This window comes from Ewingella sp. C233, from assembly GCF_055407225.1.
Map to the genome: position 1 here is coordinate 2,296,623 of NZ_JBUZRI010000001.1, position 26,432 is coordinate 2,323,054.

The window sequence follows — 26,432 nt, forward strand, 5'->3', positions numbered from 1 at the left end:
GCGGTTGCTAAGCGTAAGGTTTAGTTGCAGTTTACCAGCGCTTTGCCGCGTCTTTATCACTGTCGCGGGCATCGACCCAGCGGTCGCCCTGTTCTGTCGCTTCGCGCTTCCAGAAAGGTGCGCGGGTTTTGAGATAATCCATGATGAATTCGGTCGCGTCGAACGCCATACCACGGTGTGCGCTGGTGACACCCACAAACACAATTTCATCACCGGGATACATCGCGCCAATGCGGTGATAGACCGAAACCCTCTGTAACGGCCAGCGTGTACGGGCATCCGCCACGATCTCCGCCAAGGCCTTTTCAGTCATACCGGGATAGTGCTCCAGCGTCAGTGCACTGACGTTATCACCGAGATTATGATTGCGTACTTTACCAGTAAAGGTCACCACGGCGCCGTCGGCGTCAGATTGCGCCAGCCACTGATACTCGTCGCCGACATTAAAGGGCGAGGCATCGACCACAATTTTAGTCAGGTCCATCTCAGCCTCCGGTGACGGGCGGGAAGAAAGCCACTTCATCACCGGCGTTCACCGGGTGAGCGGTATCGACCAGCGTCTGATTGACCGCTACCAGCAATTTTCCGGACTCAAGCGCCAGCGCCCAGCGGTCACCGCGTTCACACAACGCCTGACGCAGCGCTTCGACGTCGCCAAACCCGGCGGGCAGTTGCAGTGAGCTTACGCCAATCAGTTCACGCACTTGGGCAAAGAATAAGATCTCAATCATGGGACCGCCTTAAAGTCACCGGACTTTCCACCGGACTTTTCCAGCAGGCGGATCGGGCCAATCACCATGTCTTTTTGCACCGCTTTGCACATGTCATAAATGGTCAGTGCCGCGACCGACGCCGCCGTCAGGGCTTCCATCTCAACGCCGGTTTTGCCACTCAGACGGCAGCGCGACTCAATGCGTACGCGGTTATGCTCCGGTTCTGCCTGCAAATTCACTTCGACTTTGGTCAGCAGCAGCGGATGACACAGCGGGATCAGATCCCAGGTCTTTTTCGCTGCCTGAATGCCGGCGATCCGCGCCGTGGCAAACACGTCGCCTTTATGGTGATTGCCGTTGACGATCATCGCCAGCGTTTCCGCCGCCATGCTCACAAAGGCTTCGGCGCGGGCTTCGCGCACAGTTTCAGCTTTCGCGGAGACATCCACCATGTGGGCATCACCGGAAGCATTAATATGAGTAAAAGTAGACATAGCGGGCTTATTTCTTGACGTGAGGAGTGAAGTTACACGGGCCGTTGCGGGCATCGAGCTGGGCTTCAATAATGTGTTCCCAGGCAGTACGGCAGGCGCGGGTAGAACCCGGCATGGCAAAGATCACCGTCTGATTTGCCATTCCGGCCAGCGCGCGCGACTGAATGGTCGAGGTGCCGATCTCTTCAAAGGACACCATACGAAACAGTTCACCGAAGCCTTCGATTTCACGATCAAACAGCGGCTTAAGCGCCTCGGGAGTATTATCGTAATGGGTAAAACCGGTGCCACCGTTGATAAGGATCGCTTGAATGGCGTCATCGGCTATCCAGCCGGAGACCACGGCGCGAATTTTATACAGATTGTCTTTGACGATCGTCTGGGCGGTGACGCGGTGCCCTGCTTCGAGGGCCGCTTCTTTCAGATAATGTCCTGATGTATCTTCGGCTTCACCCCGGCTGTCTGAGACCGTAAGAACGGTAAGATTCAGGGGAAGAAAATCTTTGCTGGCCTTGCTCATCTTGTTGCTCCTTGAACTTACGTCAACCACCACATTTTTGCGTTATTGGGAGGGGAAATCACCCGCCAATAAACGACAGATTCTGGGTCAGCCCGGTGTTGCCCTCATGCAGGAAATGGGTCTGTTTTTTATGACGCAGGCCGCCCTGAATACGTGTCATCAGGTCATCCTGTTGCATATCATCCGCCAGCAGATCACGCAGCGGAATACCGTCTTCACCGAACAGGCACAGATGCAGGTTGCCGGTGGCCGAAACGCGCAGACGATTGCAGCTGGCACAGAACTCTTTTTCATACGGCATGATAAGGCCTATTTCACCGACATAATCAGCGTGGCTGAACACCTGTGCCGGACCATCGCTGCGGGCGCGGATCTGAAGCTGCCAGCCCTGCGCGATCAGTTGCTGACGCAGTACGTCGCCGGAAACGTGGTGTTTGCGGAACAAGGATCCGCCGTCACCGGTTTCCATCAGTTCAATAAAGCGTAGCTGGATTGGACGGTTTTTGATCCAAGCGAGGAAAGTATTCAGGCTGGCGTGATTGACGTCTCGCATCAGCACGGCGTTGACTTTCACCTTGCTGAACCCCGCTTCAAAAGCCGCATCGATGCCGCTCATCACATCGTGGAATTTATCCTGGCCGGTAATGGCGTGGAACTGGCGGGCATCGAGGCTGTCGACGCTGACGTTAATCGCGTTCAGACCTGCGTCGCGCCATTTGGCTACGTCACGCGCCATGCGGTAGCCGTTGGTGGTGACGGCTAGTGTTTTGATGGTGGGGTTTTCGCGGACAGCGGCAATGATTTCGCAGAAGTCGCGGCGCAGCGAGGGCTCCCCGCCGGTCAGGCGCACTTTTTCCGTTCCAAGATGAGCGAACGCACGGCTGACACGCCGGATTTCATCCAGCGACAGGAAACTTTTATTGCTGTGCCCCTGCGGTTTATAGCCGTCAGGCAGGCAATAGGTGCAACGGAAATTGCACACATCGGTAATAGATAGCCGCAAGTAATAGAACTTGCGCGCAAAAGCATCGGTAAGCTGAAGCACCTTAACACCTTTCCAAATACGGGAGATGCAGGCATTTCTGCCTCGCACCCTGGTGGCTGAGCCACGGCCAGGAAACCATATCGTTCTTGGCGAACAACTTAGGGTTCAGGGCTAGGAGTTTGATCTTTTCGACGATAAAACAGGCGAAAAAACACGGGTTACAGCCGCTATTCTAACGCCCGGAAAGGCAGATCACCAAGGCGGTTTTCGTTGTGCATTTTGATACATAACGCTTTTTCGCCACCCGTACGCCGCAGATCGCGACAAGAAACGTCTTTTTTTATAAGGGATTCTGCGTTTTTTCAGGCTTCCGGGGGATAACACCTTGTTGCAAAATTCGGTAAAATCAACTTGCTGGCATGCGATGATTCTTATGACCAAGCCTCTTTAACTGCCACGCTGAAGGCAGATTTGACAATTCTCTGGACAGTTTTAAGGATTTTTATGCGCAATCGTACGTTAGCTGACCTCGACCGCGTAGTGGCACTGGGCGGAGGACATGGCCTCGGACGCGTGATGTCCGCTCTCTCTGCTCTGGGTTCACGCCTGACCGGTATCGTCACCACCACCGATAACGGTGGCTCAACCGGCCGTATCCGCAGCTCCGAAGGTGGCATCGCCTGGGGCGATACGCGCAACTGTCTGAACCAGCTGATCACCGAGCCGAGCGTAGCGTCGGCGATGTTCGAATACCGCTTCGGCGGCAATGGCGAGCTGGCCGGGCACAATCTCGGTAACCTGATGCTCCGCGCACTTGACCACCTGAGCGTGCGCCCGCTGGAAGCCATCAATCTGGTGCGCAGCTTGCTCAAAGTCGACGCCGAACTGATCCCGATGTCCGAAGATCCGGTCGATCTGGCGGCGCTCGATACCAGCGGCGAGTGGGTTCATGGCGAAGTGAATGTCGACAAGCTGACGCAAATCCCGCGTGAGTTGATGCTGGTACCGCAGGTCACAGCGACGCGTGAAGCGATCCTCGCTATCAAAGAAGCCGATCTGGTGCTGATTGGCCCCGGCAGTTTCTATACCAGCCTGATGCCGTTGTTGCTGATGAAAGACCTGACGCAGGCGCTGCGCCGCAGCCGGGCGCACATCGTTTACATCGGCAATCTGGGAAAAGAGTTAAGCGTCGCGGCCGCGTCACTGACGCTGCATGACAAGCTTTCACTGATCGAGCAACAGATCGGACGCCGCGCCGTTGATGCCGCGATCGTCGGGCCTAAAGTGAATATCGACGACGCCAGTGAGAGGTTGATCATTCAAACCACTCTCGAAGCCAGTGATATCCCTTATCGTCATGACCGCGAGTTACTTCGAAAAGCGTTAGAAGAAGCGTTGCAGCGGATGATTTAAGATTTTTTCGTCAGCGGATGGTTGTTCCACGGGCTGTCCGCAGCGGGTTTAGCCGTGCTGACTTTCGGTTTTTGCGGTTTCTGTTCTGACAATGGCGTGCGGCGTTTGCTGCGCGTCATGTCCGGGCGTAAATGACCTTCGACAAAGTCCAGATACAGCGTTTCCACTTCTTTGCGCGCCCACGGTGTGCGACGCAGAAACTTCAGGCTGGACTTGATGCTTGGGTCACTCTTGAAGCAGTTGATATTCACCTGCGACGCCAGAGCAGGCCAGCCAAAATTATCGACCAGCGTCGTCAGCAGCGCTTCCAGCGTGATGCCGTGCAGAGGATCTTTTGCCGCAGCAGGTTTCTGGGGAGGGGTGTCAGTCATTGGCTCGCTCGCAAGTCGTTTTTAACGGGCGCGCAGTCTAGCATTTTTTCCATGCCAGCGCAGCGCGCCTTAATTATTCCACAGCAGGTATCCCCGATAAATTTTATGGTGCAGCAAGGCGGCAACCGAGCGAATCCTCAGGAACGTAGCTAACTAAGTGACTGGGGTTCGCGAGGGAAGCCAACACCGCTGCAACATGAAAGATGAAGGGGATCAGGAGAGAGCGATAAATTGCGCTCTCAACGCATGCAACTCATCACGCGTACTGGCCGCCTCTTCGAACTCCAGATTCTGCGCGTGCGCATACATCTTACTTTCCAGCTCTTTAATACGCTGGTCCAGCGCTTTCGGCGTGAGCAGCTTGACGGTTTCTGACGCCGCCGCATCACGTTTGTCTTTGTTTTTCTTGGTCTTCGGCTGGCCGAGTTGCAGGATATCGGAGATCTTCTTGTTAAGACCCATCGGCGTAATACCATGCTCGGTATTATAGAGTTCCTGCTTAGCGCGACGACGCTCGGTCTCTTCAATCGCTTTCGCCATCGATTTGGTAATTCTGTCGCCATAAAGAATGGCTTTGCCATTGAGGTTACGCGCCGCACGGCCGATGGTCTGAATCAGTGAACGCTCGGAACGCAGGAAACCCTCTTTGTCTGCATCGAGGATCGCCACCAGCGACACTTCCGGCATATCCAGCCCTTCGCGCAGTAAGTTGATACCGACCAGCACGTCGAACTCACCGAGGCGTAAATCACGAATGATCTCCACACGCTCGACGGTATCAATGTCAGAGTGAAGGTAACGCACCTTCTCGCCGTGTTCCTCCAGATACTCCGTCAAATCCTCAGCCATACGCTTGGTGAGCGTGGTGACCAGCACACGCTCGTTCACTTCGACGCGTTTGCGGATCTCTGACAGCAAATCGTCGACCTGCGTGCCCACCGGACGCACTTCAATCAGCGGATCCAGCAGACCGGTCGGACGTACCACTTGTTCGACCACGTCACCGCCGGATTTTTCCATTTCATACGTGCCCGGCGTGGCGGAAACATAAATACTTTGCGGCGCAGCGGCTTCGAACTCTTCAAAGCGCATCGGGCGGTTATCGAGTGCGGAAGGCAGGCGGAAACCGTACTCCACCAGCGTCTCTTTGCGCGAACGGTCACCTTTGTACATACCGCCGATTTGCGGAATGGTGACGTGGGACTCGTCAACAATCAGCAGGCCGTCGGCTGGCAGATAGTCAAACAGCGTCGGAGGCGGCTCGCCCGGCCCGCGCCCTGAGAGGTAGCGCGAGTAGTTTTCGATGCCGGAGCAATATCCGAGTTCGTTCATCATTTCGAGATCAAACTGCGTGCGCTGACTGATGCGCTGCTCTTCCAGCAGTTTGTTATTGTCGAGCAGGTTTTTACGCCGGTCCGCCAGTTCAACTTTGATCTCTTCCATCGCCTGCACAATACGTTCGCGCGGCGTCACGTAGTGGGTTTTCGGGTAGATGGTAAAACGCGGGATCTCATGCTGCACCTGGCCGGTCAGCGGATCAAACAGCGAGAGGCGTTCGACCTCTTGGTCAAACAGCTCAATACGCAGCGCCAGATCGTCAGACTCCGCCGGGAAGACGTCAATCACTTCGCCACGAACGCGGAACGTACTGCGCTGGAAAGCCTGATCGTTGCGGGCATATTGCAGTTCTGCCAGACGGCGCAAAATCGCGCGCTGGTCGATGATCATGCCCTTGGTCAAATGCAACATCATCTTCAGATAGAGGTCCGGATCACCCAGACCGTAGATAGCAGAAACCGACGCGACAACGATCACATCACGGCGTTCCAGCAGGGCTTTAGTGGCAGAAAGGCGCATTTGTTCGATGTGTTCGTTTATCGAGGCGTCTTTTTCGATAAATGTATCAGAACTGGGTACATAGGCTTCCGGCTGATAGTAATCGTAATAGGAGACAAAATATTCAACGGCATTATCCGGGAAAAACTCTTTCATCTCACCATAGAGTTGGGCAGCCAGCGTCTTATTGGGTGCCAGCACCATGGTTGGCCGGTTGAGGTCCGCAATCACATTCGCGACGGTAAACGTCTTCCCTGAGCCGGTGACACCGAGCAACGTCTGGTGTGCAAGCCCGTTCTCCAGCCCCTCTTCCAGTGCGCGTATGGCCTCAGGCTGATCGCCTGACGGTTTAAAATCGGAATGCAGTTTGAATACTTTACTCATTGACGGGCTACCTGACTGAAGAGGAGGAACACACAACACCGGCTAAGGAGACTCAGTATGGAAGACTCCGCGATTTTTGCCAGCGATATAGTACTGGATATAAAACCAGCTTCCAATGACTACGTTCAGTTCATTTTTTAACGGCCTGACATCCTGACTTTGAAAATGTTACCTCTCTGCACTTTTTTAGGTTTTCAGTTCAGCCACATTTTCCCCATCGCAGAACATTTATCCCCAGTTATTAACACGAATTAACTTTCTGACCACAGGTTGACGAAAATTGACACTGACGGGATAACGCGATTTGACAAAGCTTGATTTTAGTTAACTTATTGAAATATATATTTTTATCAAAAAAGCGGCGATTCCAGACAAAGTGAGTGCAGCCCGCGTCCTGACTCGCTTGCAGGAACTTTCCCGACGCTCATGCACATGGTTATCCACAGGAATGGTGGATAACTCACATCGTGCCACGCGCAGCGCGACCTACCAAAAATCGCCCTTTCATCTCCAGCGGTCTGCGTGTGATGTTTTTTAGTTATTTTTAGCCATTTTTACTTCTTTATATATGCCGATTTTGCCTAGATATCCTGTGTCGCAGATATTGCAAAATGAAAAAGTGCATGTCGCGAGGATTTTTTTGCTTTAGCCACGCTGATGCATTGCACCAAAATCACCGTTTCAGGCACTGGCAAAGTGCACCTAAGGGTCCGATATTTGTCTGATTCATTACCGCTGATTAACATTTTGTTCACGGCTTTGGCTACCGGGCTGTTTACATTCTCGCAACTTACTCTTTAGGAGGTATGACCCCAAACTTGGCCTGAGAGTTGCAACATCCATAACGTCTAAGACACCACCTTAACAGCGCAATACAAATGTCAGAAAGATGACAATGACCGTCAATGTACATTAACCATCCCGACTGCCAGCGGCATTACAGAGCCAGTGAGACAGGGGGATAGAGGGAGGACGCTCTGATGTTAAGTGTTAAATCGGTGAATCAATATTATGGCCAGAACCATATCCTGTGGGATATCAATCTGGAGCTGTATCGCGGGCAGTGTACCGGCCTTATCGGCCGTAACGGCGTCGGTAAAACCACGCTGGTCAACTGCATCATGGGCCATCTTCCGGTGAAAAGCGGCACCATCTCCTGGCAGTCGGCCAATGAGGAGCCGCAGAGCCTGCTGAATTTACCGGTGGAAAGCCGGGCACAGATGGGCATCGGCTACGTGCCACAGGGCCGTCAGATCTTTTCGCAAATGAGCGTGAATGAGAATCTGCAAATTGCCATGATGGCCGGGCGCAATAAAACCCGACGGGTACCCGAGCAGGTCTATGAGCTGTTTCCGGATTTAAAAGAGAGAGGCGCACATAAGGCCGGTGAACTCGACGAAAGCCAGCAGCAGCAACTGGCCATCAGCCGGGCACTGGTGCTGGAGCCCGAACTGCTGATCCTCGATGAACCAACCGAGCACACCAGCCCGGCGATGGCGGCGAACATGGGCAATATTATTCACCGCCTGAACCGTGATCTGGGGCTGACGCTACTGCTGGTCGGTCATAAACTGCCGTTTATCCGCACCGTGGCTGACCGCTTCTGCCTGCTCGACGGCGGGCGTAATGTGGCGCAAGGCACGCTGGCAGAACTGGATGACGGGCTGGTAAAAGATCACCTCACGGTGTGAGGCCATCCAGATTCAGATAGTGCCCGATATCTCCGCCGGTCGCCGTACCGAGGAACGGGATCTCGCCCAGCAGTGGCGCAGGCAGCAACCGCGTGAGCGTAGCCAGATAAGCCTGATGATGCTTCCCCGTTTCCTGTACGTCGTTGGCTATCCAGCCCGCCAGTCGCAAACCGCTGTGTGCGATGGCCTGCGCGGTGAGTACTGCATGGTTAATACATCCCAGCCGCATTCCCACTACTAAAATCACCGGCAGTTGTTCCGCTGTCACCCAGTCGGCAAAGGTCTCCTGCTCGTTAAGCGGCGTAAACCATCCTCCCGCCCCTTCCACTACCGTCCAGTCCACTTTAGGTTCGAGATGTCGCAGCCCCCGGGTCAGGGTATCGAGCGCAATCGGGCGCTGTTCGAGCTGGCTGACAATATGCGGCGACGTCGGCTCAATAAAGGTGCACGGGTTCACTTCGTCATAACTAAGCCGCACGGAGCTGTTGGCCTGTAACGCCAGCGCATCACTGTTGCGCGCGCCCTCAGGCGTCATTTCACTGCCCGAGGCCACCGGCTTATACCCTGCGGTAGAAAATCCGGCACGCGCCGCAGCCTGCAAAAAGGCCGTCGTGGCGATGGTTTTTCCGACTTCGGTATCGGTGCCGGTGATAAAGAAGGTTTTTTTCATTTTCTTGTGACCCTTGCTGAAATCCAACGTCATTGGCGCTGTATCAGGGCGGCCAGCGCGTAAATCCCGATGAGCTGACATCAGTCAGTGATTCGGGTGAACTCGCGCAGCTAACGCAGAGACAGCGTCAAGGACGCAGGGTTTTATCTTGGGATTAATGTTTCGACATTGATGACGCCATACACCAGCTTGTAAGTCAGCGGCAGCATGCCGTCCTGACGGGCGTAGTGTTTTTCGAGCAACGCCAGACGGTCACGACCGCCCAGCCCGCCGAGGCGGCCATTTTTGATGTGCGTCGCGCCGATACCTTTGAGCGAACGCATCAGCGACATCGCATCAGGGAACAGAACAGTGTGCTGGCTGAACTGCACATCGTGGCGATACGGCGCACAGGCTTCGGCGATTTTGTCCGGCGTCAGAAACTGGTTAACGTGACGACGACCATCGACTTTCATCCAGGCCGCAGCCAGTTCGCCAAGCGAGCCTTCCGCCAGCGTGGAGAACAGCACCAGCCCGCCAACTCGCGTGACGCGGTGCATCTCTTCGAGCGCGCGCGGCAGCGCATTACACCACTGCACGGCCAGATTGCTGAAACAGATATCCACCGCGCCATCGTCCAGCGGTAAACGTTCGATATCACCTGGCAGATAATGGTGGGCGGAATCCTGCGCGCGGGCCATGTCGATCATGCCCTGGGACAAGTCCAGCGCGGTGACCTGTTTGCCCATGTCACGCCAGCGGCGGCTGAAATAACCGGTGCCGCAACCGGCGTCGAGCAGGGACAAACCGGCGGCCTGATGAGTCTCTGCCACCATGCTAATAAGTTGTTCACCCACGTCGCGCTGCAATTGTGCGGCGCTTTCATAACTGACGGCGGCGCGGCTGAACGCGTCGGCCACCGCTTGTTTGTTCACTAATTCAGTGACTGCACCCATGAAGGGACTCCAGCAAAAAATCGATATCTTCGGGCCGATGGGCAGCCGTCAGGGTAATGCGCAGTCTTGCGCTGCCCCGCGGAACGGTCGGCGGGCGGATCGCACTGACCCATACACCACGCTCACGTAACCGCTGCGCCAGATCCAACGTCGGCTGATTCTCACCGACAATCAGCGGCTGAATAGCCGTGGCAGAAGCCGTCAGTTGATAAGGCAAACCGGCAGCGCCTGCACGGAAACGGGCAATATTGGCCGCCAGTTTATCACGCAGGTCGTCGCCTTGCTGAATACAGCGCAGGCTGGCCTGCAGGGCACAAACTTGTGCGGCGGGCATGGCGGTGCTGTAAATCAGATGACGGGCAAACTGCAACAGGTAATCCGCGGTGGCGTCATCACATAACACCGCAGCACCGCTGCATCCGAACGCTTTGCCAAAAGTCACCACCAGCAGTTCCGGCCGTACATTCTGCTGCCAGCAGCTGCCGCGCCCCTGCTCACCGAGCACGCCGACACCGTGGGCATCATCGACCATCAGCCAGCTGCCGTGCGCCTGCGATAAACGATGAAGACAGCAAAGCGGTGCGGCATCGCCGTCCATGCTGAACACCCCTTCGGTCACCACCAATGTGTCACCGGCCACCGGCTTTTCCAGCAGACGTTGCAGGGAATCCGGCTGATTGTGCTGAAAACGCCTTAGCTGAGAGGGCGCGTGTGCCGCCGCCTCCAGTAATGAAGCGTGGCTCAGTTTGTCGGCCAGTACGCGATCGTCTTGCTGCATCAGCGCCGCAAGAATCGCCTGATTGGCCGCAAAACCGGAGATAAACAGCAATGCACGCGGATATCCCAGCCATTGCGCCAGTTGCTGTTCGAATTCGGCGTGAACATCGCTGTAGCCGGTAACATGCCCTGAGCCACCGCTGCCCACCCCAAAACGCACCGCGCCCTGCTGCCAGGCGGCGATCACATTCAGGTTCTGACTGAGGCCCAGATAATCATTGCCGGAGAAGTTCAGCCAGCGCCGTTCGCCCTGCGTCAGCCAGCGTGCGCTGCCGCCTGCGTTAGGTTGGCGCACGCGAAACGCCGCTGCCTGCTTGCGTGCTTCCACCGCCTCTTTAATACGGATTTGCCAGCTCATTGCTCAGACGGCAGCATTGTAAAATTGCGCGGTGTCGGCATGGACCAGCTGTTCGGCCAGCGCTTCCTGCTGTTGGTTATCACCCATCTCGGTTTCAAACACCTGCGGATTAAGGCCCAGTTTGCCGAAGAGAATGAGGTCTTTATCTTCTGCCGGGTTCGGCGTGGTCAGCAGTTTACAGCCGTAGAAGATCGAGTTGGCACCGGCCATAAAGCACATGGCCTGCGTCTGCTCACTCATCTGCTCGCGGCCAGCGGACAGGCGCACGTAGGAAGCTGGCATCATGATACGCGCGACGGCGATGGTGCGGATGAAATCAAAAGGATCGACGTCGGCGTTATCGGCCAGCGGCGTGCCCTTCACTTTCACCAGCATGTTGATCGGCACGCTCTCCGGCGCGACCGGCAGATTCGCCAGCTGCATCAGCAATCCGGCGCGGTCTTTCACCGTTTCGCCAAGGCCCACGATTCCGCCTGAACAGACTTTGATGCCCGCGCCGCGCACTTCTGACAACGTATCAAGACGTTCCTGATAGCTGCGGGTGGTGATAATGCTGCCGTAAAATTCCGGCGAGGTATCAAGGTTATGGTTATAGAAATCCAGACCCGCCGACGCCAGACGCTGCGCCTGTGTAGTATTGAGCGTACCGAGCGTCATGCAGGTTTCCATGCCCAGCTCTTTCACGCCCTGCACCATCTGCTCGAGGTAAGGCATATCGCGGTCGTGCGGGTTTTTCCACGCCGCCCCCATGCAGAAACGCGTGGAACCAGCGGCCTTGGCCTGGCGGGCGGACTCCAGCACCTGTTTCACTTCCATCAGACGCTCGGTTTCCAGCCCGGTTTTGTAGCGCGAACTTTGCGGGCAATATTTGCAGTCTTCCGGACAGGCACCCGTTTTGATCGACAACAGCGTGCTGACCTGAACCTGACGCGGATCGAAGTGCTGGCGGTGTATTTGCTGAGCGTCGAACATCAACTCCAGAAAAGGTTTATCGAACAGCGCCTGCGTTTTTTCCAGCGTCCAGTGGGTACGGGTTGTCATTCAACTTCTCCAAAAAGGTTTGACCTTACAATTCGTCAACCATTCTTTATTTGTTTTAGTTTACCGTCAACGTTAAAATTATTTTTTGGTTTACATATTTCATCAAGGACATCGCAATGACTCCCGCCGATCTCGACTTTGACCAGCGCCACATCTGGCACCCTTACACGTCGATGACCCGCCCGCTGCCCTGCTATGCGGTTGAGTCAGCGCAGGGTGTCGAACTGCAACTGGCGGATGGTCGCCAGCTAATTGACGGTATGTCATCGTGGTGGGCGGCAATCCATGGCTACAACCATCCGGCGCTCAATCAGGCAGCCATCGCGCAGATTGGCAAAATGTCCCATGTGATGTTTGGCGGGATCACCCATCCGTCGGCGGTCGCGCTGTCGCGTCAGTTAGTACAGATGACCCCTGCCGGGCTGGAGTGTGTGTTTCTGGCTGACTCAGGATCGGTGGCCGTAGAAGTGGCGCTGAAGATGGCGATGCAGTACTGGCAGGCACGGGGCGAAAAGCGCCAGACGCTGCTGACACTGCGCAATGGCTATCACGGCGACACCTTCGGCGCGATGTCGGTGTGCGACCCGCAAAACTCGATGCACAGTTTGTATCAGGGCTATCTGCCGGAGCATCTGTTTGCCAGCGCGCCGCAAAGCCGTTTTGGCGAGGAGTGGGATGAAGTGGATATTGCCCCGTTCGCCACTATGCTGAAAGAGAATCACCGCAAAATTGCGGCCGTAATTTTAGAGCCGGTGGTGCAAGGCGCGGGCGGGATGCGGATTTATCATCCGACCTATCTCAAACGGGTGCGCGAATTATGCGACCACTACGGCGTACTCCTGATTGCCGATGAAATTGCCACCGGCTTTGGCCGCACCGGCAAACTGTTTGCCTGCGATCACGCGGGCATTTCACCGGATATTCTTTGTCTCGGCAAAGCACTGACCGGCGGGTATATGACGCTCTCCGCTACGCTCACCACCCGCCACGTCGCCGACACCATCAGCGACGGTGAAGCCGGATGTTTCATGCACGGCCCGACCTTTATGGGTAATCCGCTGGCCTGTGCGGTGGCTCATGCCAGCTTGGCCCTGCTGGCAGAAAACCGCTGGCAGGCGCAGGTAACAAACATTGAACAGCAATTCAGACGCGAACTGATGCAGCTGGCCGCGCACCCTGGCGTAGCGGATGTGCGCGTACTTGGCGCGATTGGTGTGGTGGAGATGCGTGAGCCGGTGGATATGGCGCAGTTGCAGAAACACTTCGTCAGTCAGGGCGTGTGGATCCGACCGTTCGGAAAGCTTATTTATCTGATGCCGCCGTACGTTATCTCCCCGGCGCAACTGACTTCACTGACCAGCGCTATCGCCAGCGCGCTGGAGACGCTTTACTAATTAGCACTCACTAAATGGTGAGAGCTGGAAAGTAACCCACTGAGTTTCTGCCGGCTGACTCTGGCCTGCTCGTTCAAATAATCGATCGCCACTTGCAGTGCAGGCGTGGGGTTATCCGGATAGAGCAGCGTGTAAGAAGCCCCGCTGGCGACGCACAGCGGGAATGGCGCAATGATACGCCGGGCCTGCAAATCATCCTCTATTAAGGTCAAGTCGCCTATCGCCACGCCGTACCCCTGCAACGCCGAGTTAATCGCCAGATCCAGCGTATCGAAATGCTGCGATTTGGCCGATGGCAGCCCTTTCATCCCGGCCTCCCGCCACCAGAGCAACCAGTCCCGACGGTCACGCGTGGGGTGCAGCAGGGTTTTCCCTGCCAGATCGGCAAGGTCAAAACGGCCTTTGCGGCGGGGCAAAAAATCAGGGGTACAGACCGGCGTCAGCACTTCGTCAAACAAGTGATGCGCACGGCGCGGTGAGTCCGGCGCGCGCCCAAAGACCACGGCGGCGTCGAAATGCTCTGTGCTGAAATCCACACCGTGGGCAATCGATGCGGTCAGCTCTATCTGGATATCAGGCCGGTCATTCTGAAGCTGAATCACCCTCGGCAATAGCCAGCGCATTGAACAGGTCGGGCATTTGATCCGTAATGTATCGGGGTGAGAACCCACACGCCTGAGCGCTTCGCCCATCTGCTCCAGCGCCTGCTGCACCGCCGGTAAGAGCTGCGCACCGCGCGGTGTCAGGGTCAGCCCGCGGGCCTGACGCAAAAACAGCGGATACCCCAGCGCCGTTTCCAGCCCCGTAATTTGGCGGCTCACCGCCCCCTGCGTGATGTGCAACAGCTCTGCGGCGTGGGTCAGGTTGAGGGTTTTCGCCACTACGCTGAACGTTTTCAACAGGTTAAGAGAAGGCAGAGCGAGTGCCGTCAGGTATGAAAAATCGGGAGAAGTGGCCATCGGTACCTCACAAAAACCGCCACCCGCTATGACGAGTGATCATAGCGAGTATGACAAATTTTCCATTGTCCGCACAAATGTTCTGATGCTTAATCATTCGATAGTTTTCGAATAATTATTCATTTCCGGTCTGCCTTTGGAGCTCGTCATGAAAAGCGCCCTTTCTCCTTTATCTAAGTTGCCTGACGTCGGCACCACTATTTTTACCGTGATTGGCCAGCTGAGCGCCGAGCATAACGCACTGAATTTATCGCAGGGTGCCCCTAATTTCTCCTGCCAGCCGTCGCTGGTGGATGCCGTCAGCAAAGCCATGCGCGATGGTCATAACCAATATGCACCAATGAGCGGCGTAGCGGCACTGCGTCATGCGCTGTCGGCCAAAGTGGAAGCGCTTTATGGCTGTCACTACGACGCCGACAGCGAAGTGACCGTGATCGCCAGCGCCAGCGAAGGACTCTACTCCGCCATCAGCGCGCTGGTGCATCCGGGCGACGAGGTGATCTACTTCGAACCGGCCTTTGACAGTTATGCGCCGATTGTCCGCTTACAGGCCGCGACGCCGGTGGCCATTGGCCTGTCGTTGGAAGATTTCAGCATTGACTGGGACGAGGTCGCCAGCGCGATTAACAGCAAAACGCGCATGATCATCATCAACAGTCCGCACAACCCGACTGGCGCGATTTTTACCGCCAACGACATCGAACGCCTGACGGCACTGACCCGTGATACCGATATCGTGATCCTATCCGATGAAGTCTACGAACACGTGGTGTTTGACGGTGAGCGCCATGAAAGCATGGCCTGTCATCCGCTGCTGGCGGAGCGGAGCGTGATTGTCTCCTCATTCGGCAAAACCTATCACGTCACCGGCTGGCGCGTGGGTTATTGTCTGGCGCCGGCTGAACTGATGGAGGAGATCCGCAAAGTACATCAGTTCATGGTATTTTCAGCCGACACACCAATGCAGGTGGCATTTGCCGAAGCGCTGGCCGACCCTCAGAGCTATCTGGGACTGGCCGATTTTTACCAGCAAAAACGGGACCTGCTGGCGAACGCCCTGAGCAGTTCACGCTTTGAACTGCTGCCGAGCCGTGGCAGCTTCTTTATGCTGGCCCGCTTCAGTCACTTCAGTTCGCTGACCGATGACGAGTTTGTCCTGAGTTTGATCCGTGATCATAAGATAGCCACTATCCCGCTGTCGGCATTTTATAGCCATAACGCGCCGACCGGGCTTATCCGCCTGAGCTTTGCCAAAGATAACGATACGTTGTATGAAGGCGCGCGCCGTCTGTGCGGCGTCTAAGCGTCTGACTTGATACCCACCGGGAGAAGTGAAAATGACAATGAAAAAATTAAACATCGCGTTGCTGTTAGGTTGTGCCGTTGCTTCGTTTTCTGCGCTGGCAGACGGCTCAACGCTGAAATTTGGTCTGGAAGCACAATACCCGCCGTTTGAATCCAAAAGTGCGAGCGGCGAGTTGCAGGGCTTCGATATTGATGTCGGTAACGCCGTGTGCGCCGCCGCGAAGCTGAAATGTGAATGGCTCGATACTTCCTTCGATGGCCTTATCCCGGCGTTAAAAGCGCGTAAATTTGACGCGATTAACTCAGCCATGAACGTCACCGAAAAACGCCGTCAGGCGATTGATTTCACCAACGTGATTTACCGCGTTCCGAGCAAGCTGATTGCCAAAAAAGAGTCCAAACTGCTGCCGACCGTCGAATCACTGAAAGGCAAGCACATCGGCGTGTTGCAGGGGTCTATTCAGGAGAGCTTCGCGCAGGCGCACTGGGCGCCGAAAGGCGTGGATGTGGTTTCGTATCAGGATCAGAATCAGGTATATCTGGATCTCTCCTCCGGCCGCCTTGACGGTACGCTGGTGCTGGCACCGGCAGGCCAGACAGGTTTCCTTGACCGTCCGGATGGCAAAGATTATGCCTTCGTGGGTGACGCAGTTCGTGATGACAAAATCCTCGGCAGCGGCATCGCATTCGGCCTGCGCAAAGGCGACACCGCCACCAAAGAGAAACTGGACGTGGCTATCGCTAAAATCAAGCAGGACGGTGTCGTCAAAGAGCTGTCGAAGAAATATTTCGGCGATATCGATGTGACAGTGAAGTAACGCTTTCTACTGAATGAAACGTTGGGGTCCGGCTTGCCGGGCCCTTTTTATTTCCATAGCTTAGCCACACAAAGCATAAACCGCGTCGATCACAATTCGCTTAGCCGCCTATACTTATTCCCCATGACACAGGTTTCCATCCAACGATGGTGGCCTCAGGATACACGTCAACGCAGGAGTTTGTATGTCTCAGAGCCAATCCGTAAATCGCCGCATTGTGCTGGCTTCACGCCCGCATGGCGCACCGACCGCAGACAACTTCCGTCTGGAAAAACAGGATGTTCCCACCGCCAAAGGGGGCCAGTTGGTACTGCGTACGCTGTACCTCTCCCTTGACCCATACATGCGCGGGCGCATGAGCGACGCACCCTCCTATGCCGCACCGGTGCAAATTGGTGAGGTAATGACCGGCGGTGCGGTGTCGCAGGTAGTCAGTTCTGACAGCGCCGGTTTCGCGCCGGGCGATCTGGTAGTTGCCAGCACCGGCTGGCAGGACTATGCCGTTGCCGATGCCAAAGTAGTGAAAAAACTGGAAGGCGCCGCGCTGAAACACCCTTCGCTCGCGCTGGGTGTGCTGGGTATGCCGGGCTTCACCGCATTTATGGGGCTGCTGGATATCGGCCAGCCACAGCCCGGTGAAACCGTCGTGGTCGCCGCTGCTACCGGGCCGGTCGGTTCGCTGGTCGGGCAGATCGCCAAAATCAAAGGCTGTAAGGTGATTGGTATCGCCGGTGGCGAGGAAAAATGCCGCTACGCGGTTGAGCATTTCGGCTTTGATGGGTGTCTGGATCACCGCGCAGCGGATCTGGATAAGCGCCTTAAAGCGGCCTGCCCTGACGGCATCGACGTCTATTTCGAGAATGTCGGCGGCGCGGTGTTCGACGCCGTCCTGCCTCTGCTCAATACCAAAGCGCGAATTCCGGTCTGCGGGCTGGTGTCACAATATAACGCTACCGGTCTGAAAGAGGGGCACGATCGTCTCTCCCTGCTGGCCAGCACGATTTTAAGAAAGCGGATTCGCATGCAGGGCTTCATCATTTTTGATGATTACGGCCACCGCTACCCGGAATTCGCCAAACAGATGAGTGAATGGTTTGAAGCCGGAAAAGTGAATTTCCGCGAAGATATCGTGCAGGGGCTGGAGAATGCACCGCAGGCATTTATCGGTCTGCTTGAAGGGAAAAACTTCGGCAAGTTGGTGGTAGAAGTCGGTAAAGAAAACCGTTAATTGCACGTTTGCCCGGACGTTTCCGGGCACACAGGAGATAACATGAAATTACTGATTGTATTGACCTCGCACGATAAACTCGGCGACACCGGGAAGAAAACCGGTTTCTGGCTGGAAGAGTTCACCGCTCCGTATTATCAGTTTCTGGATGCGGGTGCCGAACTGACGCTGGCTTCGCCGAAAGGTGGACAGCCGCCGTTAGATCCGAAAAGTGATGAGAAAGATGCCCAGACGGAAACGACCGATCGTTTTCGTCAGGATAAAAACGCGCAACATGCGCTGGCCCATACCGTCAAACTGTCAGAGGTGAAAGCGGAAGATTTTGATGCAGTATTTTATCCTGGCGGCCACGGCCCGCTGTGGGATCTCGCCGAAAATGCCCACTCGGTCAAACTGATCGAAGATTTCTGGGCGGCAGGTAAACCTGTTTCTGCCGTGTGCCATGCGCCCGGCGTGTTCAGGGATGTCAAACTGGCCGACGGCACGCCGCTGGTGAAAGGCAAACGCGTAACCGGTTTTAGCAACAGCGAGGAAGACGCGGTGGGCCTGACCGATATTGTTCCGTTCCTGGTGGAAGATGAGCTGAAAAAGAACGGCGGCGATTACAGTAAAGCGGCCGACTGGCGGCCTTATGTTGTCACCGACGGTAAGCTCATTACTGGCCAGAACCCGGCATCATCTGCAAACGTTGCGCAGGCTCTGCTGAAATTGCTGGGCGGCGGCGACGTCATCAAATAAGCTAAATGCGTTGAAAACAATCACATTAAGATGAGGGCTGTATGGTATTTACATTAACCAGCAATGATCTAAAAGACGGCGAAAAGATGCCGCAGGCGCAGGTGTTCAACGGCATGGGCTACAGCGGCGATAACCTCTCTCCGCACCTAGCCTGGAGTGGCGCACCAGCCGGCACCAAAAGTTTTGCCATCACTTGTTATGACCCGGACGCCCCTACCGGCTCCGGCTGGTGGCACTGGGGTGTCGCCAATATTCCAGCAGACGTAAGCGAGTTACCGCAAGGTGCGGGCTCAGGTAAACCGGGCCTGCCGTCCGGTGCGGTACAAACCCGCACCGACTTCGGCAAAGCCGGCTACGGCGGTGCGGCACCGCCACAAGGCGAAAGTCATCGTTATCATTTCACGGTGTATGCGCTGGATGTGGATACGCTGGAGGTCAACGAAGAAGCCAGCGGGGCTTACCTCGGCTTCAATATTCATTTCCATACACTCGGTAAATCATCTCTCACGGTGATATACAGCTGATTGCTGTGGTATAAAAGAGCCAGTCAGAATGCAACGCGGTGGTCAGTCTTGCTGACCGCCGCTTTTTGTCGTTTATCAAGGAGTCAGACCCAGTGAAAATCTCCACCCTGTCGCGCGCCTGCGCCATGTTGTCCGTCAGTCTGGTTTTGGCGGCCTGTAGCAGCAGCCACGAAGGCCTCTCCAGCCAGGTCGCACCGGGCACCGCTGTTGATCCCATCCTCAGCCCGGATGAAGCCGCAAACTTTACGACCAAACAGTATCTGGCCTTTGGCGGCCGTTCCCTGCAGGTTCAGCAGCAGGGCTGGTTCCCTAAACTTATCGCCACCAGCGATGTGAAAACAGACTTCGTGGTCGGACCGCAAATGGGTACCGACGGCGCGGCATATACCAATATTCAGCAAGCGATTGAAGCGGCGCTGCGCGTGCGTAACCACGGCGAGCGCGTGTTCATTAAAATCCTGCCGGGCACTTATACCGGCGCGGTTTACATTCCATCCGGTGCACCGCCGATCACCCTGTTCGGCGCAGGCACCAATCCGGGCGACGTCGTGATCCAGCAGGGTCTGGAAGCATCAGTAACGCCGGCGGCTTACCGCGCAACGCTGAGCCCGAATGGCGAGTTCATTCCGGGTACCCGTGCCTGGTACATGTTCAATAACTGTGCCACTCAGCAAACCGCCACCATCGGTGCTGGCTGTACAGCTACCGTCTGGTCACAAAGCAGCGGTCTGCAATTGCAGAACCTGACCGTCGTCAACAGCACGCTCGACAGCGTTGACGCGGGCGACCACGCTGCGGTGGCCTTGCGCACCGATGGCGACAATATTCTGCTTGATAACGTGCGCCTGATTGGCCGTCAGAACACCCTGATGCTGACCACCGCTAACGTGAAAAATCAGCCAGACAACCAGCGCTACAGCCGTGCTTACGTTCAGAACAGCCTGATCGAAGGGGATGTGGATTACGTCATAGGCCGTTCAAGCGCCGTGTTTGACCGCGTTGAATTCCACACCGTCAGCAGCCGTGGCGTGAAACAGCCTTCCGTCTTCGCACCCAATACCCCGGCCAACGTGCCTTACGGTTTCCTGGTGACGAACAGTACACTGACCACCGACCGTGGTTTTGAAGGTCAGGCCGTGAAAGCCCAACTGGGCCGCGCCTGGGATGAAGGTGCTGAGAACGGTTATGTTGCCGGGACCACACCAAACAGCCAGTTAGTCATCCGCGACAGCCAGATCGACAGCGGTTACAACCAGCTGCACCCATGGGGTGATGCAGCCTTCTCCGGTCGTGCTTTCACCGGCAATGTACCGAAAGATGAGAAGCAGCAGCGCGATCTGAACGACGTCAACTTCAACCGCCTGTGGCAGTACAACAACGTCATGACTCCTCCGGCAAAATAAGCCGCAGTCTGGACATGCAAAAGCCGCCGGATTTCACCCCGGCGGCTTTTTTATTGCCTGTGATCTGTCCTGAATAACGCGTCAGGCAGGCTGCGGGGCTTCGTTGCCCAGCCGGAAGACAGCCACCGTCTCCTCCAAATTCACCGCCTGCTGGTCAAGGGCTGCGGCCGCACTGGCCGACTGCTGTACCAGCGCCGAGTTCTGCTGAGTGACCGTATCCATTTCCGCCACCGCCAGCGCTATCTGGCTGATGCCGCGGCTTTGCTCCTCAGAAGCCGACGCAATTTCATGAATGATGTGCGTCACATGCCCGACAGAATCGACAATCTCCTGCATGGTGTCACCCGCTTTTCCCACCAGCGCCGAACCGCTGTTGACCTTACTGACTGACAGACCAATCAGCGTTTCGATCTCTTTGGCCGCCTGCCCGCTGCGCTGGGCCAGATTACGCACTTCACTGGCGACGACGGCAAAACCCCGCCCCTGCTCACCGGCCCGTGCCGCTTCTACGGCTGCATTCAGCGCCAGAATATTGGTCTGAAAAGCGATGCTGTTAATCACCGAGGTGATTTCAGAAATCTGCTTTGAACTCCCGGCAATGTCTTTCATCACCCCCACCACGTCACTCACTATCTGCCCACCGCGGCTGGCGGTATCGGCCGCCGACGAGGCCAGTTTGCTGGCTTCGTTGGCGTTGTCAGCATTTTGTTTCACCGTCGCGGTCAGTTGCTCCATGCTGGCAGCTGTCTGCCCCAGCGCTGAAGCCTGCTGCTCAGTCCGCGCGGACAGATCAATGTTTCCTGCGGCGATCTCGCCTGACGCCCGTGTCACTTGTAACACGCCGTGGCGGATGTTACCGATGATCCCTCGCAGGTTCTGGTTCATACCTTCCACGGCGCGGGTCAGTTGACCGACTTCATCGCCGCTGTGGCTGACAATATGTGCAGTCAGATCCCCGGCGGCGATGCGTTTCGCCACCTCCAGCGTCTGGCGCAGGGGCTGGGTTATCTGCCGGGTCATACGCCATGAAATCAGCGCACCAATGACCACCGTGCCCGCAATGATCAGCAGCATCTCTTTGATGGTGCGGCGCACTTCGTCCTGGGTATAGGCCATCTCGTGGTCGAGCAGTTGGTCAGAGGCAGAGGTCAGCGCCAGCCCGGCGGCAGCGAGTGCTGCGCGGGTTTGCTCCGCATTGCTGCCCGCAGGAGGGTTAAGGGTGTTTTGCCAGTTTTCGCGGTAGCGTTGCACATTACCCGGCATGGCATCGACCTGTGCCTGATCTACCGGTTGCCAGTGATAGGATGCTACCTCTTCCAGCTTGCCTTCCAGTTTGTTCAGCGCCTGCCGATTTTGTTCGACATATTTTTGTTCATGGTTGGCGAGGTAAGAAAGACGGGTATATTTTGCTTCGCCCAGCAGGTCGTTAACGCTTTTCAGCAAGGTGGCTTTTTCTGCCCGTTCGCTGATGCTGGTCAGGTGATAAATCCCTGAGGCGGCAATCGAAGAACCGAGCAGCAGAACCAGCGTAAATCCTGCGGCAAGCTTGGTGGCGATGTTGGCATTGGTGAAAACACCAGTGATCCCTGAAGGTAAACTCATTCTGCTCTCCCTGTTTTATAGCCTGAAACGTGAATAACACGTGGGTGATATAGATAACGAGAAGAGTTATCGACAATGTAGGCACAATATTTAGAGGGAGATGGAGATATTTCTTATCAATGGCACGAAGGGCCAAAAAACAAAAAGCCCCAGCCATAAGGGCTGAGGCGAGTTTTTCATCGGCGTAATGTCCAGTCAGCAGACCAAACCATAAGCAGGGTTAATTTTTCAGTTCAAGAATCGAGACCCACATCGGGCCTTTGCCCACCGGGTACTCATTCAGGGTGGTCAGCGCGCCGCTGGTCTGATCAATCTTCGCCACTTCAATGGCATCTGATTTTTGACCCACGGTGATAACAAAGCGCCCCTGATGGTCAATATTGAAACCACGTGGCTGAGTCTGCGTGGCGTGATGTCCCACCAGCGTCAGCTCGCTGCCTTCTGCAGAGACCGTCAGCACAGAAATCAGGCTTGATGTCCGGTCACAGGCGTAGAGGAATTTACCGTCCGGCGTGATGTGAATATCTGCCGCCCAGCGGGTCGCTTTGAAATCAGCCGGCATGATGTCCAGCGATTGCACATGACGATACTCACCGCTGGTTACCTCTTTCTGGTACACATCGACGCTGCCGTTGAGCTCATTGATGCAGTAAGCAAAGTGATGATTCGGGTGGAAAGCCATATGGCGTGGGCCTGCACCGGTGGCAACCGTCAACGCATCCGGATGATGCGGCGTGGCTTCACCCTGCTGGCTGAAGTCGAACAGGCGAATGCGGTCCTCTTTCAGTGCCGGGATCATCAGCAACTGGTTAGTCGGATCGATGTTAGCCGAATGCGGCGCCTGAATATTTTCCAGCACGTGGGCCGGTGACAGCGCTTCACCTTTTTCGTTGATCGGATGAATGCTGACGTTGTTAAAGCTGTAGGAGGCCGAGAACAGGAAACGCCCCTGCAGATCGATTCCGAGATGCGTCGGGCTGCCGGGCAGCGGCGCCATAGCGGCCTGTTCCAGTTTGCCTTCGTGATCAATGCGGTAAGTCAGCACACCGAACTCAGGGCGCACACCGACATACAGACGGTGGCCGTCCGGATGAATCACCATCGGCTGAACCTGACCCGGCACATCAACCGTTTGCAGCAGGCTCAGTTCACCCGTTTCGCCAAGACGAAAAGCGTGGATTTGCTGGCTATCAGGGCTGGCAACGTAGACAACTTGCTTCATCACATCTCCTTATTAACACTCAATGAGTCGTTATGTTTTTTTAAAGCGTAGTTCAGATTAACACGATAACCCAGAGAAGGATCGCGGCGTTTAGCGCCTGAGGCGAGGTTCTCTCATTCCGCCTAAGGGTGTAATATGGCGAGAATTTCTTCGATCCTCTGACCCTCTTATAGGTTCCTTATGACTTTTCGCGTTATTGCTCTCGACCTCGACGGCACCCTGCTGGACCGCCAAAAACGTATCTTGCCTGAATCTCTGGCAGCGCTGGCCGACGCCCGCGCTCAGGGTATCCAGGTTATCGTGGTGACCGGTCGCCATCACGTGGCGATTCACCCGTTTTATCAGGCGCTGCAACTCGATACCCCGGCCATCTGCTGTAACGGCACCTACCTGTATGACTATCAGGCGCGCAAAGTCCTGACCTCAGATCCGATGGATAAAATCAAAGCCAAAAAAGTGGTGGATTTGATTGAATATCACGGTATCCACGGGCTGTTGTATGTCGATGATGCGATGCTCTACCAGCAGCCAAGCGGTCACGTCAGCCGTTCGATCGCCTGGGGCGAAACCCTGCCCGAAGGCCAGCGCCCGAACATTGTGCAGGTCAACAGCCTGCGTGACGCGGCCGACGAGGCGCACTCCGTATGGAAGTTCGCCACCTCGCACGCTGACCACGATACGCTGCGCGCCTTCGCCAAACAGGCCGAAGATGAACTGGGTCTGGCCTGCGAATGGTCATGGCACGATCAGGTGGACATCGCGAAAGGCGGTAACAGCAAAGGCCGTCGCCTGCAGGAGTGGGTGGAGTCTCAGGGCATGAGTATGCAAGACGTGGTGGCCTTCGGGGATAACTACAACGATCTGAGCATGCTGGAGAATGTCGGTTTAGGCGTGGCGATGGGCAATGCCGATGACGCCATCAAACAGCGCGCCGCGCTGGTGATTGAAGACAACGAAAAACCGGGTATCGCGGAAGTGATCCGCACGCGCGTGCTGGCGTAAGTTTTCCCACTCTCACATCACAGGGCACGTTCCCGCGTGCCCTGTTTTTCTCACTACACCCCATCCACCAACACGCTTTAGCGACTCAACGACACGCTCTTAATCTGCGCGTACAGCCACTGTCCGGGGCGCACCATCAGTTCATCACGGGCCCACGGCGTTATGCGAGCCCAGAGAATGTGGTCGGCCATTGCCAGTTTGACTTCCACCTGTGTGCCGATCTCCAGACACTCGAGAACCTTGGCGGGAAGAATATTACGAATGCTGCTGTTGTTAGCCGTCGGTTGCAGCACAAGCGAGACGTCAGCGGCATTGACCCGCACGCGCATCAACGTACCGGCAGGCGCATCGACCTTGCCAATCCACAGGCGCTGATCACCAATCGCCAGCGCAGTCATGTCGTAACGCGGATGATGTTCCAGTACGCTGACATTCAGTACGCTGCTCTGCTCTTCACGCGGCAACCACGGTCGCATAATGTTGCTGGCCCAAACGGTTTCCAGATCTCCCATCGTCAGCACTTTGCCGTTATCCAGCACCAGCACCTTGTCGGCCAGTCGCAGAATTTCATCCAGACTGTGTGTGACATAGAGGATCGGAATACTGACCTCTTTCGCCAGTTTTTCCAGATAAGGCATCAGCTCGCGTTTACGGGGTAAATCGAGCGCGGCCAGCGGTTCGTCCATCAGGAGGATCTCAGGCGCCGTCAGCAATGCCCGGCCAATCGCCACCCGCTGTTTCTCACCGCCGGAAAGCGTCAGCGGGAAACGGCTTAACAGCGGGCCGATCCCCAGCAACGCCACAATATTGTCAAACTGCCCGCGCATCGAGGCCGCCATGCCGTATTGCAGATTTCCCTGCACGCGGTAGTGGGGAAACAGCCGGGCATCCTGAAAGACATAACCGATACGGCGCTTCTCCGGCGGCAGGAAAATGTTTTTTTCTGCATCGGATAACAGACGGTCGTTGAGAGCAATGCGCCCGGAATCAGGGCGGGTCAGGCCGCCGATGGCGTTAATCAATGACGTTTTACCGGCACCGGATAGGCCGAAAATCGCCGTAATGCCCTGAGCCGGTAAGCTCTGGCTGACCTGCAAGGTCAGGTCGCCAAGTTGCTGGCTAAAATCGAGTTCGAGCATTAGCCCCCCAGCCGGATACGGCTGCGCTTGGCGAGCCAGTCAGAAATCATCAGTGAAGCCAGCGAGAGAACAATGGCCAGCACGCACAGCCGGGCGGCGGCACCTTCAGCCCCCGGCGTTTCAATCAGGGTATACATTGCCAGCGGGATGGTGCGGGTTTCGCCGGGAATATTGGATACAAAGGTGATTGTCGCGCCGAACTCACCCAGCGATCGGGCAAACGCCAGCACAATACCGACGATAATGCCCGGCACCGACAGCGGCAGCGTAATGGTGAAAAATACCCGCCACGGCGACGCGCCGAGCGTGCGGGCGGCCAGCTCAAGTTTAGTGTCCACCGCCTCCAACGACATGCGGATAGCCCGCACCATCAGTGGAAAAGCCACCACCGCCGAGGCCAGCACGGCACCATGCCAGCTGAAACTGAAGCTGAATCCGAACCAGTTATAGAGCCATTCGCCGACCACGCCGCGCCTGCCCATCACCACCAGCAGCAGATAGCCAATCACCACCGGCGGAAGCACCAGCGGCAAATGAATAACACTGTCGAGAAGGGACTTACCCGGAAAACGGCAGCGGACCAGGATCCATGCCATCAGAATACCCAGTGGCAAACTGCACACAACGGCCAGGCTGGAGACCTTCAAACTAAGAAGTACCGCCTGCCACTCATATTCACTCAACATCATGTCGGTTCGTTAATCCTGAATTAATGTGACACCAGAGATAAAATATCGGCAAAAAACGTAAAGCCTTTAATCACCAACGCGCCTGCGCACAGCATTATGGCTTTACTGGCGTATTACCAGCGAATAGTAGAATTTAGCGCGTTGATTTTCAGCATGTTGTCGCGGGGATCGAAACAAAGTCATCCCCGCTGGGATGACTTTAGGAGTAGTGCGAAAAAAGC

Annotated in this window: 26 protein-coding genes and 1 riboswitch; of the genes, 10 read left to right on the forward strand and 16 right to left on the reverse strand. The window is 55.9% G+C overall.

Annotation, left to right across the window (positions count from 1 at the left end):
- Positions 1-31 precede the first annotated feature (31 nt).
- The 5 genes from moaE to moaA form a co-directional block, all read right to left on the reverse strand.
- Positions 32-484, reverse strand: a complete 453-nt coding sequence (moaE, locus tag ACZRKO_RS10355) for a molybdopterin synthase catalytic subunit MoaE (RefSeq protein ID WP_463737102.1) — start codon at positions 482-484, stop codon at positions 32-34.
- 1 nt (position 485) lies between these two features.
- Positions 486-731 carry a molybdopterin synthase sulfur carrier subunit gene (gene moaD / locus ACZRKO_RS10360; RefSeq protein WP_463737103.1) on the reverse strand — a complete coding sequence of 82 codons (246 nt, stop codon included), beginning with the start codon at positions 729-731 and terminating at the stop codon, positions 486-488.
- The gene (gene moaC, locus ACZRKO_RS10365) at positions 728-1,207 is read right to left on the reverse strand and encodes a cyclic pyranopterin monophosphate synthase MoaC (protein WP_463737104.1); all 480 of its coding nucleotides are present in this window, start codon (positions 1,205-1,207) and stop codon (positions 728-730) included. The genes moaD and moaC overlap by 4 nt, the downstream gene beginning before the upstream one ends.
- Positions 1,208-1,214: 7 nt before the next feature.
- A complete protein-coding gene (gene moaB / locus ACZRKO_RS10370; protein ID WP_463737105.1) occupies positions 1,215-1,727 on the reverse strand; it encodes a molybdenum cofactor biosynthesis protein B in 513 nt (170 codons plus the stop codon).
- 58 nt (positions 1,728-1,785) lie between these two features.
- A complete protein-coding gene (gene moaA / locus ACZRKO_RS10375) occupies positions 1,786-2,772 on the reverse strand; it encodes a GTP 3',8-cyclase MoaA (protein ID WP_463737106.1) in 987 nt (328 codons plus the stop codon).
- Positions 2,762-2,902, reverse strand: a riboswitch (molybdenum cofactor riboswitch). It overlaps the preceding gene by 11 nt.
- Before the next feature lie 314 nt (positions 2,903-3,216).
- On the opposite strand from moaA, the gene yvcK reads away from it, so the two are divergent.
- Positions 3,217-4,125 carry a uridine diphosphate-N-acetylglucosamine-binding protein YvcK gene (gene yvcK / locus ACZRKO_RS10380; RefSeq protein WP_463737107.1) on the forward strand — a complete coding sequence of 303 codons (909 nt, stop codon included), beginning with the start codon at positions 3,217-3,219 and terminating at the stop codon, positions 4,123-4,125.
- Here the strand turns inward: yvcK and ACZRKO_RS10385 are convergent.
- Both ACZRKO_RS10385 and uvrB read right to left on the reverse strand, forming a co-directional pair.
- Entirely contained in the window at positions 4,122-4,496 is a 375-nt protein-coding gene (locus tag ACZRKO_RS10385; RefSeq protein ID WP_463737108.1) for a VF530 family protein, read from the reverse strand. The genes yvcK and ACZRKO_RS10385 overlap by 4 nt on opposite strands.
- Before the next feature lie 213 nt (positions 4,497-4,709).
- Positions 4,710-6,716, reverse strand: coding sequence for an excinuclease ABC subunit UvrB (uvrB, locus tag ACZRKO_RS10390; protein ID WP_463737109.1), 2,007 nt, complete (start codon positions 6,714-6,716; stop codon positions 4,710-4,712).
- Between the two features lie 980 nt (positions 6,717-7,696).
- Between uvrB and ACZRKO_RS10395 the strand changes: the two genes are divergently transcribed.
- Complete coding sequence (locus ACZRKO_RS10395) at positions 7,697-8,407, forward strand: ABC transporter ATP-binding protein (protein WP_463737110.1); 711 nt, start codon at positions 7,697-7,699, stop codon at positions 8,405-8,407.
- Here the strand turns inward: ACZRKO_RS10395 and bioD are convergent.
- From bioD to bioB, 4 genes are all read right to left on the reverse strand, one after another.
- Positions 8,397-9,077, reverse strand: a complete 681-nt coding sequence (bioD, locus tag ACZRKO_RS10400; protein WP_463737111.1) for a dethiobiotin synthase — start codon at positions 9,075-9,077, stop codon at positions 8,397-8,399. The genes ACZRKO_RS10395 and bioD overlap by 11 nt on opposite strands.
- 143 nt (positions 9,078-9,220) lie before the next feature.
- Entirely contained in the window at positions 9,221-10,012 is a 792-nt protein-coding gene (gene bioC, locus ACZRKO_RS10405) for a malonyl-ACP O-methyltransferase BioC (RefSeq protein ID WP_463737112.1), read from the reverse strand.
- Complete coding sequence (gene bioF / locus ACZRKO_RS10410) at positions 9,996-11,147, reverse strand: 8-amino-7-oxononanoate synthase (RefSeq protein WP_463737113.1); 1,152 nt, start codon at positions 11,145-11,147, stop codon at positions 9,996-9,998. The genes bioC and bioF overlap by 17 nt, the downstream gene beginning before the upstream one ends.
- Before the next feature lie 3 nt (positions 11,148-11,150).
- Positions 11,151-12,188 carry a biotin synthase BioB gene (gene bioB / locus ACZRKO_RS10415; protein WP_463737114.1) on the reverse strand — a complete coding sequence of 346 codons (1,038 nt, stop codon included), beginning with the start codon at positions 12,186-12,188 and terminating at the stop codon, positions 11,151-11,153.
- A 116-nt stretch (positions 12,189-12,304) separates the two neighbouring features.
- Between bioB and bioA the strand changes: the two genes are divergently transcribed.
- Positions 12,305-13,582, forward strand: a complete 1,278-nt coding sequence (gene bioA / locus ACZRKO_RS10420; RefSeq protein WP_463737115.1) for an adenosylmethionine--8-amino-7-oxononanoate transaminase — start codon at positions 12,305-12,307, stop codon at positions 13,580-13,582.
- Here bioA and ACZRKO_RS10425 read toward each other — a convergent pair.
- Positions 13,579-14,541 (reverse strand): LysR substrate-binding domain-containing protein, encoded by a 963-nt coding sequence (locus ACZRKO_RS10425; protein ID WP_463737116.1) that lies wholly within the window; start codon positions 14,539-14,541, stop codon positions 13,579-13,581. The two genes, bioA and ACZRKO_RS10425, sit on opposite strands and share 4 nt — an antisense overlap.
- 148 nt (positions 14,542-14,689) lie before the next feature.
- On the opposite strand from ACZRKO_RS10425, the gene ACZRKO_RS10430 reads away from it, so the two are divergent.
- From ACZRKO_RS10430 to ACZRKO_RS10455, 6 genes are all read left to right on the forward strand, one after another.
- Positions 14,690-15,844: a methionine aminotransferase gene (locus tag ACZRKO_RS10430; RefSeq protein WP_463737117.1), complete on the forward strand. Its 1,155-nt coding sequence runs from the start codon at positions 14,690-14,692 to the stop codon at positions 15,842-15,844.
- Positions 15,845-15,884: 40 nt separating this feature from the next.
- Entirely contained in the window at positions 15,885-16,664 is a 780-nt protein-coding gene (locus tag ACZRKO_RS10435; protein WP_463737528.1) for an ABC transporter substrate-binding protein, read from the forward strand.
- A 184-nt stretch (positions 16,665-16,848) separates the two neighbouring features.
- Positions 16,849-17,892: an NADP-dependent oxidoreductase gene (locus ACZRKO_RS10440; RefSeq protein WP_463737118.1), complete on the forward strand. Its 1,044-nt coding sequence runs from the start codon at positions 16,849-16,851 to the stop codon at positions 17,890-17,892.
- Positions 17,893-17,934: 42 nt separating this feature from the next.
- Entirely contained in the window at positions 17,935-18,630 is a 696-nt protein-coding gene (locus ACZRKO_RS10445) for a type 1 glutamine amidotransferase domain-containing protein (protein WP_463737119.1), read from the forward strand.
- A 41-nt stretch (positions 18,631-18,671) separates the two neighbouring features.
- Positions 18,672-19,154, forward strand: coding sequence for a kinase inhibitor (locus ACZRKO_RS10450; RefSeq protein ID WP_463737120.1), 483 nt, complete (start codon positions 18,672-18,674; stop codon positions 19,152-19,154).
- Positions 19,155-19,246: 92 nt separating this feature from the next.
- Positions 19,247-20,557 (forward strand): putative acyl-CoA thioester hydrolase, encoded by a 1,311-nt coding sequence (locus tag ACZRKO_RS10455; protein WP_463737121.1) that lies wholly within the window; start codon positions 19,247-19,249, stop codon positions 20,555-20,557.
- Positions 20,558-20,638: 81 nt separating this feature from the next.
- Here ACZRKO_RS10455 and ACZRKO_RS10460 read toward each other — a convergent pair whose 3' ends face one another.
- Together ACZRKO_RS10460 and pgl are read right to left on the reverse strand one after the other, a co-directional pair.
- On the reverse strand, positions 20,639-22,159 hold the full coding sequence (locus tag ACZRKO_RS10460) for a methyl-accepting chemotaxis protein (protein WP_463737122.1): 1,521 nt from the start codon (positions 22,157-22,159) through the stop codon (positions 20,639-20,641).
- Between the two features lie 220 nt (positions 22,160-22,379).
- On the reverse strand, positions 22,380-23,381 hold the full coding sequence (gene pgl, locus ACZRKO_RS10465; RefSeq protein WP_463737123.1) for a 6-phosphogluconolactonase: 1,002 nt from the start codon (positions 23,379-23,381) through the stop codon (positions 22,380-22,382).
- A 180-nt stretch (positions 23,382-23,561) separates the two neighbouring features.
- Between pgl and ACZRKO_RS10470 the strand changes: the two genes are divergently transcribed.
- A complete protein-coding gene (locus ACZRKO_RS10470; protein ID WP_463737124.1) occupies positions 23,562-24,383 on the forward strand; it encodes a pyridoxal phosphatase in 822 nt (273 codons plus the stop codon).
- 77 nt (positions 24,384-24,460) lie between these two features.
- Here ACZRKO_RS10470 and modC read toward each other — a convergent pair whose 3' ends face one another.
- A complete protein-coding gene (gene modC / locus ACZRKO_RS10475) occupies positions 24,461-25,522 on the reverse strand; it encodes a molybdenum ABC transporter ATP-binding protein ModC (RefSeq protein WP_463737125.1) in 1,062 nt (353 codons plus the stop codon).
- Positions 25,522-26,211 (reverse strand): molybdate ABC transporter permease subunit, encoded by a 690-nt coding sequence (gene modB / locus ACZRKO_RS10480; RefSeq protein ID WP_463737126.1) that lies wholly within the window; start codon positions 26,209-26,211, stop codon positions 25,522-25,524. Before modB ends, modC begins: the two co-directional genes overlap by 1 nt.
- Positions 26,212-26,432: the final 221 nt, after the last annotated feature.